At 34.6% G+C, this 12,940-nt stretch carries 17 protein-coding genes; 2 read left to right on the top strand and 15 right to left on the bottom strand.

The window, feature by feature from the left end; translation table 11 throughout:
* Positions 1–60 precede the first annotated feature (60 nt).
* The 9 genes from CVD27_RS03160 to CVD27_RS03120 form a co-directional block, all read right to left on the bottom strand.
* The gene (locus tag CVD27_RS03160) at positions 61–1,575 is read right to left on the bottom strand and encodes an extracellular solute-binding protein (protein ID WP_257984247.1); all 1,515 of its coding nucleotides are present in this window, start codon (positions 1,573–1,575) and stop codon (positions 61–63) included.
* Between the two features lie 31 nt (positions 1,576–1,606).
* Entirely contained in the window at positions 1,607–2,488 is an 882-nt protein-coding gene (locus CVD27_RS03155) for a carbohydrate ABC transporter permease (RefSeq protein ID WP_101646439.1), read from the bottom strand.
* A gap of 16 nt (positions 2,489–2,504) precedes the next feature.
* Complete coding sequence (locus CVD27_RS03150; RefSeq protein ID WP_308301728.1) at positions 2,505–3,467, bottom strand: ABC transporter permease; 963 nt, start codon at positions 3,465–3,467, stop codon at positions 2,505–2,507.
* 116 nt (positions 3,468–3,583) lie between these two features.
* Positions 3,584–4,351, bottom strand: coding sequence for a sugar phosphate isomerase/epimerase family protein (locus CVD27_RS03145; RefSeq protein WP_101646438.1), 768 nt, complete (start codon positions 4,349–4,351; stop codon positions 3,584–3,586).
* Entirely contained in the window at positions 4,348–5,346 is a 999-nt protein-coding gene (locus tag CVD27_RS03140) for a Gfo/Idh/MocA family protein (protein WP_101646437.1), read from the bottom strand. The genes CVD27_RS03145 and CVD27_RS03140 overlap by 4 nt, the downstream gene beginning before the upstream one ends.
* 330 nt (positions 5,347–5,676) lie before the next feature.
* The gene (locus CVD27_RS03135) at positions 5,677–6,225 is read right to left on the bottom strand and encodes a helix-turn-helix domain-containing protein (protein ID WP_101646436.1); all 549 of its coding nucleotides are present in this window, start codon (positions 6,223–6,225) and stop codon (positions 5,677–5,679) included.
* A gap of 91 nt (positions 6,226–6,316) precedes the next feature.
* Entirely contained in the window at positions 6,317–7,051 is a 735-nt protein-coding gene (locus tag CVD27_RS03130; RefSeq protein WP_101646435.1) for a sulfite exporter TauE/SafE family protein, read from the bottom strand.
* A gap of 66 nt (positions 7,052–7,117) precedes the next feature.
* Complete coding sequence (locus CVD27_RS03125) at positions 7,118–8,065, bottom strand: hypothetical protein (protein WP_101646434.1); 948 nt, start codon at positions 8,063–8,065, stop codon at positions 7,118–7,120.
* A 316-nt stretch (positions 8,066–8,381) separates the two neighbouring features.
* The gene (locus tag CVD27_RS03120; RefSeq protein WP_101646644.1) at positions 8,382–8,831 is read right to left on the bottom strand and encodes an ArsI/CadI family heavy metal resistance metalloenzyme; all 450 of its coding nucleotides are present in this window, start codon (positions 8,829–8,831) and stop codon (positions 8,382–8,384) included.
* Between the two features lie 284 nt (positions 8,832–9,115).
* On the opposite strand from CVD27_RS03120, the gene CVD27_RS03115 reads away from it, so the two are divergent.
* Together CVD27_RS03115 and CVD27_RS03110 are read left to right on the top strand one after the other, a co-directional pair.
* Positions 9,116–9,442, top strand: coding sequence for an ArsR/SmtB family transcription factor (locus CVD27_RS03115; RefSeq protein WP_101646433.1), 327 nt, complete (start codon positions 9,116–9,118; stop codon positions 9,440–9,442).
* A gap of 71 nt (positions 9,443–9,513) precedes the next feature.
* Entirely contained in the window at positions 9,514–9,705 is a 192-nt protein-coding gene (locus tag CVD27_RS03110) for a hypothetical protein (protein ID WP_101646432.1), read from the top strand.
* Positions 9,706–9,808: 103 nt separating this feature from the next.
* Here the strand turns inward: CVD27_RS03110 and CVD27_RS27865 are convergent, their stop codons facing one another.
* The 6 genes from CVD27_RS27865 to CVD27_RS03085 all read right to left on the bottom strand — a co-directional run bounded on the left by CVD27_RS27865 (position 9,809) and on the right by CVD27_RS03085 (position 12,757).
* Positions 9,809–9,979 carry a hypothetical protein gene (locus CVD27_RS27865; RefSeq protein ID WP_180960127.1) on the bottom strand — a complete coding sequence of 57 codons (171 nt, stop codon included), beginning with the start codon at positions 9,977–9,979 and terminating at the stop codon, positions 9,809–9,811.
* Positions 9,980–10,181: 202 nt separating this feature from the next.
* Positions 10,182–10,610, bottom strand: coding sequence for a protein-tyrosine phosphatase family protein (locus tag CVD27_RS03105; protein WP_101646431.1), 429 nt, complete (start codon positions 10,608–10,610; stop codon positions 10,182–10,184).
* Positions 10,611–10,652: 42 nt separating this feature from the next.
* Positions 10,653–10,802, bottom strand: a complete 150-nt coding sequence (locus CVD27_RS28610) for a hypothetical protein (RefSeq protein WP_257984246.1) — start codon at positions 10,800–10,802, stop codon at positions 10,653–10,655.
* A gap of 69 nt (positions 10,803–10,871) precedes the next feature.
* A complete protein-coding gene (gene arsC / locus CVD27_RS03095) occupies positions 10,872–11,294 on the bottom strand; it encodes an arsenate reductase (thioredoxin) (RefSeq protein WP_101646429.1) in 423 nt (140 codons plus the stop codon).
* 26 nt (positions 11,295–11,320) lie between these two features.
* On the bottom strand, positions 11,321–12,382 hold the full coding sequence (gene arsB, locus CVD27_RS03090) for an ACR3 family arsenite efflux transporter (protein ID WP_101646428.1): 1,062 nt from the start codon (positions 12,380–12,382) through the stop codon (positions 11,321–11,323).
* Between the two features lie 27 nt (positions 12,383–12,409).
* Complete coding sequence (locus CVD27_RS03085; protein ID WP_101646427.1) at positions 12,410–12,757, bottom strand: ArsR/SmtB family transcription factor; 348 nt, start codon at positions 12,755–12,757, stop codon at positions 12,410–12,412.
* Between the last annotated feature and the right edge of the window lie 183 nt (positions 12,758–12,940).

Genomic DNA, 12,940 nt, shown 5'->3' with positions numbered 1-12,940 from the left:
AACTAGTATTATAATCCTCTCGTTTTTCTAAATGAATCATGCCCTTTTGATTGTAGTTAACTATTTTAAGGAAGCTTCACGTTTCTTGTATGCTTCATTCATTTCTTTAATAATTTTTTGGTATGTGGCGTCTTTCTTAAGCTGTGCAACAAGTTTATCCCATGCCTCAATTGGCTCTTTCCCCATAATAACCTTAATTTTTAAATCATTGATTTTCTTATCATAATCAGCACCCATCGTTAATTGTGTTTGGGATACCAATCCGATAGATGGATCAGGGACACTGATCGGTTCTTTTTCATCAATAATCTTTTTATTACGTTCAAATATTTCCTTCGGCATTCCCGGTGCATAGGCATACATATATGGGTCAAATTTCATAAACATTTTTCCGAATGCCCCAACACCTACACTATCTTTTACTGCCTGTTCCGTAGTTACCTTAAATCCATCTTCTTCGTTATAATGTACACCCTTTATGCCATAAAGAGTGAGAGTACCACCTTCATCGGATGCACCGTAATCGATAAGTGATAAAATCTTTTTCATCTTCGCTTCAGGTACAGATTTCGGGATGGCAATACAGCCAATATAGCCTCTATACTGCTCTGCATATGGTTCTTTTCCCGGTGCGCTAAGGGCTACAAGGGGCTGCCAGTTCACAGAATTATCCTTTTTCCATTGGTCGTAGGTCCAACGCCAGGTTGCTTCTATGGTTTCTGCCGTAATACCAGCCCTGTTACCAGTGGCAAGATCCCAGAATTGCGATTCCTGCATTACCGCATAATCTGGCGGAATTAAGCCTTCCTTATATAATTTATTTTTAAACAATAAAGCATCTCGAATATCAGAGCCCAACGTTACATCAACAAGTTTCCCATTTTCTTCTTTCCATTTACCTCTTGCACCCGTAAATACAGACTCAAGCCAATAATCCGCCCGCATGGTGTACCCATATGTGGTATTCTGGCCGCCCGGCTTCTTCTCCTTAAAGGCCTTCATGACTTCATATAATTCATCAGTAGTTTTAGGGACCTGAAGCCCTAGTTTATCGAGCCAATCTTTCCTGATAGATGGGGTAACAAAACCATCCAAAGGTCTGGCAACTGGTACGACAAAGTTTTTCCCATCAATAGATGTATTTTTCCAAATGACCTCGGGGTAATTTTTTAAGTTCTTCTGATTCTTCAGATAAGGCGTTAAATCCCAAAAGGCACCTTGTTTTACCAGCTTTTGAAAAACTGGATTTACGACATCATCAATTTTTATCAGATCGGGAAGGTCGCCTGAGCTTAAGACAACATTTAACCTGTCCAGATAATCAGGACCTGCCACCCAAGTAATATCTAAGTCTGTATTCGTTTTCTTTTCTAATTCTTTTAGCACAGGATTATCCTTTGAAGGTGGTTGTGCAATGGTAAAGTCAGACATAATTGAAATTTTAACCGGTCCTTTTTCGTCAACAGAACTTTCTTTTGTATTTGAGCATCCGGCTAACACTGAGCTAAATAAGACCCCCGTAACCAACATCGAGGTTAACCATTTTCTTTTTGTAAGCCTTGTATCCCTACTCATCAAATACTGCCCCCTCATTACATAAATTGGACTACTCTTTAATAGAACCTAACATTACACCCTTTGAAAAATGTTTCTGTAAAAATGGATAGACTAATAGAATTGGCAGTGTGGAAAGGACAACGGCTGCCATTTTTATTGTTTGAGTAGGAATTTGCTGATCTGAGACCATTTCAACCGCCGCAGCACCCCCTGTAGAAGTATCTGAATCAATCAACATATTTCGTAATACAACCTGCAAAGGTACTTTATCAAAATCGTTGATATAAAGAATGGCGTTAAAGAAAGTATTCCAGTAGGCAACTGCATAAAATAATCCAAATGCAACCATTGCTGGCAGCGATAATGGCAGTACAATCCGGAAAAAGACCCCCAAATCGTTACAACCGTCCATTTTAGCTGCTTCTTCTAACTCGATCGGAATGCTGTCGAAAAAGCTTTTCATAAGAATAATGTACCAACCGCTGGTCAGGACAGGAAGAATTAATGACCAGATACTATTAATTAAACCTAAATCTCTTACTAAAACGTATTGTGGTATAATTCCTGGATGAAATAAAATCGTAAATAGAATTAACATCAACATCATCTTTCTTCCTCGTAAACGTTTACGAGAAAGACCGAATGCCATTCCGGCTGTTACAACAAGACTGAGTGCGGTTCCAACTGTCGCTAAAAAAGTGCTAACACCAATTGATTTAATAAAAGCAGAGGTGTTTAATAAGTATTTATAAGCAGCAAGTGTCCATTCAGTCGGAAACAAGATAAACCCATTTTTTTCAACAAACTCTTGGGGTGTTGCAAATGAAACAACAAAAACATAATAAAGAGGGAACAAAGTAACAAGCCCTATCAAGGTTAAAACAGTAATATTAATAATATTAAATATCCGATCCCCAGAACTTTCTCTCATTTCTGCCCCCTCTTTCTTAATAGATTCCTTCTTCTCCGAAACGCTTCGCAAACCAGTTAGCAATTACTACAAGTACTAATCCAATAATCGATTTAAACAACCCAACAGCTGTGGTATAGCTAAACTGCCCGCTTTGAATCCCATTTCGATAAACATAGGTTTCAAATACATCGGCCACATTAGATACAGCACCATTGGCCATCAAAAATACCTGTTCAAATCCGACATCCATAATACTGCCTAGTCGCAATATAAACAGTACAATGATCACATTCTTAATTCCTGGTAAGGTAATGTGCCAAATTTGTCTGAGTTTGCTGGCACCATCTATTTTGGCTGCTTCATATAATTGGGGATTAACTCCTGCAACTGCCGCAAGGAAAATTATTGTCCCCCAGCCCGTTTCTTTCCACATATTTTGACCTACTAACAAATACCAAAATGTACTTTCATTTGTCAGGAAGTCAAAGCTTTTCACTCCCAATTTCTCTAGTAATAGATTAATGATTCCAGTGGATTCAGCTAGTAATAAGAATGAAATTCCCGCAATAATAACCCAGGATAGGAAATGAGGCAAATAAACAATTGATTGAATAGATCGTTTAAAGACTTTTGAGCGTACTTCATTTAGCAGTATTGCTAGGAGTATTGGTAATGGGAAAAAGAAGACTAGATTTAACAAGCTAATCATCATCGTATTACGAAAAAGGATAAGGAAATCCGGGTTAGTAAAAAATCTTTCAAAATGGGTCAAACCCACCCATTCACTATTTAAGATTCCTTGGTATGGGGAATACTCTTGAAATGAAATAATAATCCCCCACATGGGAATAAATTTAAAAATGATAAAAAACAAAATACCAGGAAGCATTAACAAGTACAGAAATTTATCACGTTTTAAATCTGCATAAAGCTTTGATCTTTTCTTCTTCTTTTCGATTACTTTTGCAGAAGAGGTAACTGTAGATACGGTTTCCAATTCGAAACACAACCTTTCTATCATCCTTGCAGATTGGTTCCAGGATAAAATCATAGCTGCTATCTCTATTAAAACGGTTCCATTTTAAAGGTGATAACAGCTATTTAACAAATTTACTAATCGGTTGTTTTAACTAATAAGCCCTGTTTTATAAAGGAATAACAATCTTTCATTCCATCTATGACACCGCTTCCACTTTCCTCATCAGCAGATATCCATCCACTATACTTTATATCATCAATTGCTTTAAAAACTGGCGAAAAATCGATATCCCCTTTTCCAAGGACTCTCCAATCACCTTCAGCAAAATCCTTTAGGTGAAAGTTATCAATTACTCCTCCAAAACTTTGAATGACTTCTGGTATATTCGTAATACCTGATTTTACAAGATGAGCCGTATCAACGGTTAACCCAACTGTTTGATCTTTAATTTTTTCAAAAAATACATCAAAATCTTCTCTATACATAACTGGGTTATTATAGTGGTGGTGAAGGGATAGCTTCACACCAAATTGTTCTGCTTCCTTTCCCAGTTCGGAGAACACATCTGCGAACTTACGTATGTCCTCCACTCCAACCTGATCTCTTGAAATTAAATGACAAAAGATGATCAGATCTGTTCCAACTTTTTCTGCAAATTTATAGACCCTTCGCAGCTGTTCTATATTCTTTTCATCAAGAATTCCAGCAGTAATTAATCCAGAAGCAAGTCCAGGGGATGAATCCCATTCTACTAAAAATCTTTCTGGCTCATCTATATACGATGCATACTGCCCATATTTCAGTTGGAGACCATCGTAACCGATGGAACGATAGTTTTTAAACAGAGAGGCTTGTTCCCCAAAGGTTTCTGTTGGTCTTGAAAAGGCCAATTTTTTCGTCATACTAAGACCCCTTGCTTAAATGTGACGATTCTTTTTTCATTTGCTGCTCTATAGGCAGCGTCCAACAATGCAACCGTTTTCAAATTATCGATAGAACTATTTGCAGCTTCTTTCCCTGTTTCAATAGAAGTTAATAACTGATTTATACCTCCAAACGTAGCCTCTTCTCTTGAAACATGATTCTCCCAAGTCTGAACCGGCTCTCTTTCACCATTTCTGTATAGTTTTACAGAAGTATGATTCGCAACTAAAGTACCTGTTTCACCAATGACAGTCATTTCATTTTTCCTGTATGTACTGGAAAAACTTTGAACATAAGTAACGATTGCACCATTTTCAAAAGCGACTTGAACAGTTGAATCCGTTTCACCTTTACAATTAATTGCGGATGAAGATCGCGTAAGGCAAGCAACTGATTCAGGATTAGATCCCAGTACTAATCTAAAACCGTCAAACCAGTGGATCCCCATAACAGACATCGCATGTCGTTCACAATTTAACCGCCATCCTTGGTCTTGCCTGAAAAATATTTCGTTAAAGATGATTTGAGTAACGTTTCCAACTGTCCCCTGATCAACAATTTCTTTTATTACTTCAAATGGATAGTGACGTCTAAAGTTTTGGTTAACAGAAATAGGAACATTATGCTCCTTTGCTTTTTCTGTTATTTCAATTGCTTCTTGAATAGAATCTGAAAAAGGTTTTTCAACGAAAATTGGAAATCCTGCTTCTATTAACGGAAATAGTACATCTTTTCTGACTGAAGTTGGGGTACAGACAACAGCTACATCTACATTACTAAATTCAATAAAATCTTCTAAGCTAGTAAACCTGTTTGGTATTCCATATTTATCAGCTCTCTCTTTTAAAATAGCAGGATTTGAGTCACATATTGCTGTTACTTTCACACGATCAGTGTTACCTTTGTACCCTTCTAAGTGCAATTCTGTTACTCCACCAGCACCAATAAGACCTACATTAAAACATTTACCCATACAAGCTCACCCCTTATTCCTATTAGAAGCTATTGAACTTCGTTCAACTAATTTTAGTTTAATTCAACTAAGTTTCCTAGTCAATACGATTTTTCAATATTTTTTAAAACTTTTGACTCTTTAAAAAATTCACTTATTTTTAATATTATCCTTCCTTCAATTTTTTAAAAAGATAATATTAAACAGTAAAAAATCTATACTTCTAAATGATTTAGTTGTGAAAAATGAGTAAAATTGAAGAACTTTGAGGATTTTATCGAATATATAAAGGAGTTTTAGAATCGTTAAAGAAAAAAACAACTATTCTAAAATAGTTGTTTTCGACATAAGTCATTCATTCATTTTTGATTGGGTAAATATGGCTAGGTACCTGACTTCATCCGTAATCGGTTCCAGTCTATGTTCTTCAAGCGAATCAAAATAAATACTGTCCCCTGTGCTAAGTGTAAATTGATTATTACCAACTATATATTTCATTACACCATCTAGAACATAAATATATTCTTCACCTGTATGAGATAATGGCGTTTTAGTTGTTTCTCCCTTTTTAGCGACAAACAAATATGGCTGCATTAATTTATCTTGTCGTTCAACAGCAAAGGCAAAAAAAGAATAACCCTTTTCCGTTTTAACTAAATGATCCATGCTTGTTTCTTTTGTTGTAAAAATAGTGCCCGACTCATCATGATCATCCAATAATGCTGAGACTTTCGTACCTAATGTTTCCGCAATTTTTACAAGGGTTGCTATTGGAGGAACCGTCTTACCATTTTCTATTTTAGATAGCAAACTTTTCGAAAATCCACAAGCATCTGCAATATCAGACAAATTACGATTTTGTTCTTTACGCAGTTTTCGAATTTTTTGTCCCAAATTCATTCACAATCACACCCAGATTTAATTTTATTCAACTATGTTTAGTTTATTTCAACTAAAAAACTAAGTCAAAAGCTTTTTTTATATAAAAATATTAAAAGGAGAAAAAATTTTGCAAGATTAATTTAATGGCTCCTACCGCACCTAGGATTAATATAATCCGCTGAAAAAAGTTTTGCGGAATAAATTTTACTATTTTTATCCCAATATAAGAACCAAGAAAAATGAAAGGAATGATCCATAGATTGAAAAGAAAGGAATGTACAGTAATCATACCTAATCCAATGTAAAAGGGAACTTTTATAATATTTACAAATAAATAGAACCAAGCGCCTGTACCAATAAACTCTTTTTTTGGAAGACCTTTAGAAATTAAATAAATCGACATAATCACGCCCGATACATTCCCTATCATAGTTGCAAAACCTGCCAATATTCCCATCAAATAGGTGAACCATTTTGAATTAATAAAATGATCATTAATCTTTGAATGAATAAAATCCTTACAAATCTGTAGGACCATTAAAACCAAAATTAATATTCCTAGTAAAAGGGTTAACTGTGCACTATTGACTTTCCACAAAACAAAAAATCCTATTATTAGTCCTCCAAGAACCCATGGTATGAGCGAAAATAAATGTTTCCAAACTACACTACGGCGATAATAGATCACAGCAAATAAATCACCAATAATTAACATAGGCAGCATCATGCCTACTGATTCCTTTGCAGGAAAAACTTGTACAAATAGAGTAACATTAAAAATCCCCAAAGTTGCAATGGCGGTTTTAGCTACTCCTATTAAACAGCCTACAATGATTGAAATCATCCATTCAATTGGACTTAATGAAGGAAAAATGTTGACCTACCACCTTTCAATTTAAGGAAAAATTACTTAATGTTTATTTTTAAGAACAAGAAGTCGGTCTAAGCCAATTGCACTAATCAACATTCTTTCTTTTTTAATTCCTAATAATTTTTGGGACCAATTTACAAATCCTCCATCACCAATAAAAATCTCTTCTCCATTTTCTTCAATGATGACTTTAAACTGCAATCCTTGATAGTATGAATTTTCAACAACTTCAATATTATTGTCCAGGTTAATATGTGGTGCTATTTCTTGGATATATTCAGTAATTCTATTAATAAGTCCGTTACCGTCTTTATATCCTTCTGTTTGAATAAACCGAAAAGTAATCTTGGGATTCATGATTGTACGAAAAATCCGATGATACATCTCGAAATGTTCAGTAAGCGCTTTCTTCTCAAACGAATAAGATCCTTTATCTATGCCAGAAGTAACCAAAGAAAATATATGAAAATGTGGCAGCAAACCTGCTTTAGAAAAACTTTGTGCTCGTACAATCCTTTGAGAGTTACAAAACCTAACAAAATCATTCTTGTTATTAAATTCTCCTTTTTTCAAATGGTCACAAATATAAAGTGCCAGTGAATTGGTTGAATCTGCGACTACCTCTGTCCCCCTTAAAGCCGAAATCACTTTATTTTGATTAACTGGTGCTATTATAGAGCAAGATCCTAATTGGGCTACCGGCGATAAAAGAATAGGAGTAAAACAAAGACTTTCAGCCAATTGAAGCAGCTCAAGTTCCAAGTGTTTCAACTCGATCGGACTAATCCCAGCTGGTTGAACAAATCTGTTTTCAGAATACTTTTTTAGTAGGTTACTAGGTGTACTGGCAGTAGTTCTGATGCGAAAAATATCTAGTAATAGAGAATTTAAGTCTGATAATGAGATACGTTTTGTTAGTATTTCAAAAAATCCATCTGATCCTTGACTTTTAATCTGCTCAAGTGAGTATTTTCTTTGTTTACTCATATTTATCATTCCACCCAGTTTATTTTTATAAGAATCTAGAAGAGATTCAACAGAGTTGAATTAAATTAAACTTTTGATTAAAGTCAATTATATAGATAATTAATAAAATATAGAAGTGTTTATTTAAAAATTTCTCGTATAGAGTAAAGAACAGGAGTAATTGAGGAGGTCTATACAAACCTTTTCTCTTCCACTTACTGGTGAGATAAAAGTTAAAGTTTCATAATTTTTGGGCCAAGATTTAGCTGCGTGCTCACTTGCTTAAAGAATCAAATGCGGAATAAAAAAAAGGAGGAGAGCTTAATGCTCTCCGATCTTAAGAGCAACAAGATGAAGAGGCTTTGATTTCTACTTTTATTGGTTGAGTTGTGCAACATGATGATTCAGTTTTCATATTCTCTACATCACCTTTTGTATAAAAGAACTCCCACTCGTTCCCGTCTGGATCGGTTACCCAAAATTTATCTTGAGTGGCATAGCAACAGGTAACATCCATCTCCTCCCTTGCAAAGGATCCTAATTTTTCTAAACGGTCTTTATGTAGCAGAACCTCTTCCTGATTTTCAACTTGAAAGCCGAAATGTCCTACCTGATTTCCAGATACCTTATCTTTTAAGTTTAAAGTGAAATTAAGGGCTGGGTCATCAAGTAAAAATTTAGCATAGTCTGGTTTTACCTTTACTGGATCCGAATTAAAAACCTTTTTGTAAAATTGAATTGATTTCTCTAGATCAGTAACATTCACTCCAACATGCATTTTCATTATTAACAACTCCCTCATGAGTATTTTATAAATCAAAAAAGTTGATTTATATTTCGTAAATCAACTTTTTTTGATTTATAATGACAGTATATTTGCAATATTTTCTAATTACAACCCCTTTATCAAAAAAATTTGATTTTATATTTGTGTCATTTTAGCACTACAGAAATATAATAAAAATATAAATTTGAATCAACTTTTTTTGATTTAGTCAATTGACACATGAAAATATTGGATATATTATGAGTGTATCAAGTTTATTTGATTAATGAAGTAGGTGATAAAAAATGGAAAAAGAAATTCAATTACATGATATATCCTTAGATAAAATGTTTGAAAAATATGAACTAAAATTTAAAGCTATTGCTGATAAAAAAAGACTTCAAATCATGAATATTTTAACTCAGAATGGTTCTATGTGTGTGTGCGATCTGGTACCAATGATGGATATGGCACAATCGAAATTATCTTATCATTTAAAGATTTTATTAGATGCAAACATTATTAAAAAAGAAACAAAGGGCACCTGGAGTTATTATGAACTGAATCAAGATGAACTGAATCATTTATTGTCCCATGAACTTTGCTGTATCTTTAAACCAACTTGCTGCTAATTTTTTTAAGCTTTAAATCAATTTTTTTTGATTAATATATCAATATTATTTGATTATTAGGAGGAAATCACATGTTTAATGATTATGAAGTATATCAAATAATGAAATTACGCCAAGAGGAGGTTGAAAGAAAAGCACAAAATGCCTGGAAAGTGGCAGATTATCAAAGAGACTCATTATTTCAAAAGCTAGTTAAGAAATTTAAACCGAAACAACAATTAACTATCGTAAAAACAAATTGCGATTGCGTGTGCTGTTGTTAAGTACTCGTCCTGTAGCCAGGCTCAAATTTAACTGATTTCATTTGGCCTTTGATAAGTATCAAAAAAGGGAAGTTACTAATTAGCTTCCCTTCAGAATTGCTTTTTAACAACAGTCACTGTCATTTCCTAATAATACGAGCCCATTGGCCTCTTGATTAAATTCAAGGGTAAGATCCTCAGTATAAGGTTCAATATCAGGATCGATAGCCACTTTTATTTCATTAATTATTAATACTCTATCATTATTTTCTGGCTCATCCAGAGCCAGTCCCATATTTGGCCCTCCTCAGCCATAGCCTGCAAAATATACACGAATGTTTTTAGCATTGTGTTGTAGGAACAATTGTTTCAAAACATCACGAGCTTGATCTGTGATATTCAATTTGTCCATCACCTTTCAAAGAATTTACTAATTTATCTTACTTGGTTTTAATCACTCTGGAAATAAAAAAGCTTATTAAGTGAATATTGTAGCTTTAAGTATTCGGATAAATACGTTGTAATGCAGCTTTCATTTGAGGTTTTACATTTACCTTAGGACGAGCGGCCTTAGCCTTTTCCTCCGCTTCTTCAATGGTCTTTGCCTTACCTAATGACAATAAGGTTCCAACAGCAACTGTGCCTGCACGAGTACTTCCCCCGCCGCAATGGAAATAAACTTTTTTCCCTTCGTTATAAGCATTTACTACATGTTCGATTGATTTTCTTATTGATTCGTCTTGATGCTCTGCATCATCAACGATTGGGCTATGTATCCGATCATACCCGGACTTGTTCTCATGTGACTCTGCACGTAAATCAAATATAACATCGGCTTTTTCATTTTCCATCACGTTCGGAACATCATCTGCCCCGCCAAAATAAATACGATCTTTAATTAATTCGTTATAGTTCTTATCAGCCATGTTTTTTTTCCACCTTTCATGTCACTTAACATTCAGAAAATGTTATAAATGTTCATATCCTTTATTCTCTTCACTCATAAGAGGAACAATTGCATTTTTTTCTGCCAATTCAGTAGTTACTTTGTTAATCCACTTCTTTCTTAATCCGATGGTAACCGTAAACTCCCGTTTCACAACATAATGCTGGGTCAAATATTTCAACTGTTTCCATAAAAAGTTAAGGCCAAGAGTTTTGATACTCTTGGCTAAAAATAATTATTCTTACTCACCAGTTTCAGCAAAAAGTTTAATACGGTCGCCGATTTCGTCACGAACACGTTGGAAGAATGCCCATTTTTCCTCTTCAGTTCCTTGAGCTTTTGCTGGGTCATCAAATCCCCAGTGAACTCGTTTTACATGTGGAGGAGTTACTGGGCAGTGTTCTGCCGCATGTCCGCATAACGTAACAACCAATTCAGCATTATTTAATATTTCAGGATCAATTACATCAGAAGTTTGGTTTGAGATATCGATGCCCGCTTCTTTCATGGCTTTTACAGCATTAGGGTTTAATCCATGAGCCTCAAGCCCAGCACTTTTCACTTCCCATTCATCGCTTAGATGCCTTTTGGCCCAACCTTCTGCCATTTGGCTACGGCATGAGTTTCCTGTGCATAAAAAGTAAATTTTCTTTTTGTTTTTCATGTTGAGTTCCACCTTTATTATTAGATTCAAGCTGCATGTTCTTTAAAGTATTTTCGTTTAAACCATAATGCTACGTTTACTAACGCAATCATGACAGGTACTTCAACAAGTGGTCCAATTACAGCTGCAAATGCTGCTCCAGAATGTATGCCAAATACACCAACAGCCACAGCAATCGCTAATTCAAAGTTATTACTTCCAGCAGTAAAAGCAAGGGTTGTGGTTACAGAATAATTCGCTCCAATCTTCTTTCCAAGAAAGAAAGAAACAAAGAACATTAAAACAAAGTAAATTAACAAAGGAATTGCTACTCGAACTACATCTAATGGTAAGCTTACAATTGTATCTCCTTTTAAAGAGAACATGATAACAATCGTAAAAAGAAGAGCAATTAACGTAATAGGGCTTATCTTGGGTATGAACACTTTCTCATACCACTGTCTCCCCTTTGCTTTTACAAATATAAAACGTGTAATCATTCCAGCTATAAAAGGTATTCCAAGATAGATGAAAACAGATTTAGCAACTTCCATCATCGTAATGTTTACCACCACCCCTTGGATACCTATCCATTCAGGAATGATGGTTACAAACACATACGCATAAACGGAGAAGAATAGCATTTGGAAAATAGAATTGAATGCCACTAAACCTGCAGCATATTCCGTATCCCCTTTTGCAAGGTCATTCCATACAATAACCATTGCAATACAACGAGCTAAGCCAATCATAATTAGACCAACCATATATTCTGGCTTATCAGGAAGAAAAATAATTGCTAATAAAAACATTAGAATTGGTCCAATAATCCAGTTTTGTACAAGAGATAAGACTAGGACTTTTACATCTTTAAAGACTCGCCCAATTTCCTCATATCGAACTTTGGCCAGCGGTGGATACATCATTAATATTAAGCCAATGGCCAGTGGAATCGAGGTGGTTCCAACTTGTAATCTGTTCATTCCTTTGACAAAGCCAGGAAAAACAAAACCCAATCCAATACCAATCGCCATAGCAATAAAAATCCAAAGCGTAAGGTATCGGTCTAGGAACGATAATCGTTTCTTTTCTGTAGTACTAGTATTCATCTTTCTCACTCCCTATTTATCATAAAGCTAACAACCGCATCGAAGTGTAGGGTTACTTTTTTCAATTATTTTGATTTTCTCTATTTGGTCTGGTACATGTTCCAAAATATCTTCAATAAGGCCGTAAAGCTCACTTTGTTGATTTAGTGAATAGTAAATCCATTGTCCTCTTCGTTCTTCCTTAACCAACCCTGCATCTTTTAATTTTCGAAGATGCTGGCTTATGGATGGCTGACTCATGTCAAAAACTTCTTGAAATTCACAAACACAACATTCACGGTGTATTAAAATTGCTATAATAGCCAAGCGGGTTTTATCACCTAATAATTTTAAAACATTAGCGGCACGCTCTAATTCAACTGTGGATTTCAACATGGCATACACCTCCTCTTTATATTCATAAGTAAATAGTTATTTGCTTATTTTAAAACCATCAAATTATGAGTTTTTTAATTTTTTGTTGTAATAATGAAATTTATGCATATCGTTCTATTGTTATCATTATAAGATTGATATATAACTATTCGCTTATATATTAGAACAATAAACTATTGAAAT

The sequence above is a fragment of the Neobacillus cucumis genome, from assembly GCF_002860255.1.
GTDB classification, from domain to species: Bacteria; Bacillota; Bacilli; order Bacillales; family Cytobacillaceae; genus Neobacillus; species Neobacillus cucumis_A.
Note: the sequence above shows the minus strand (reverse complement) of the source record. Positions and strands in the feature narration are given on the sequence as shown.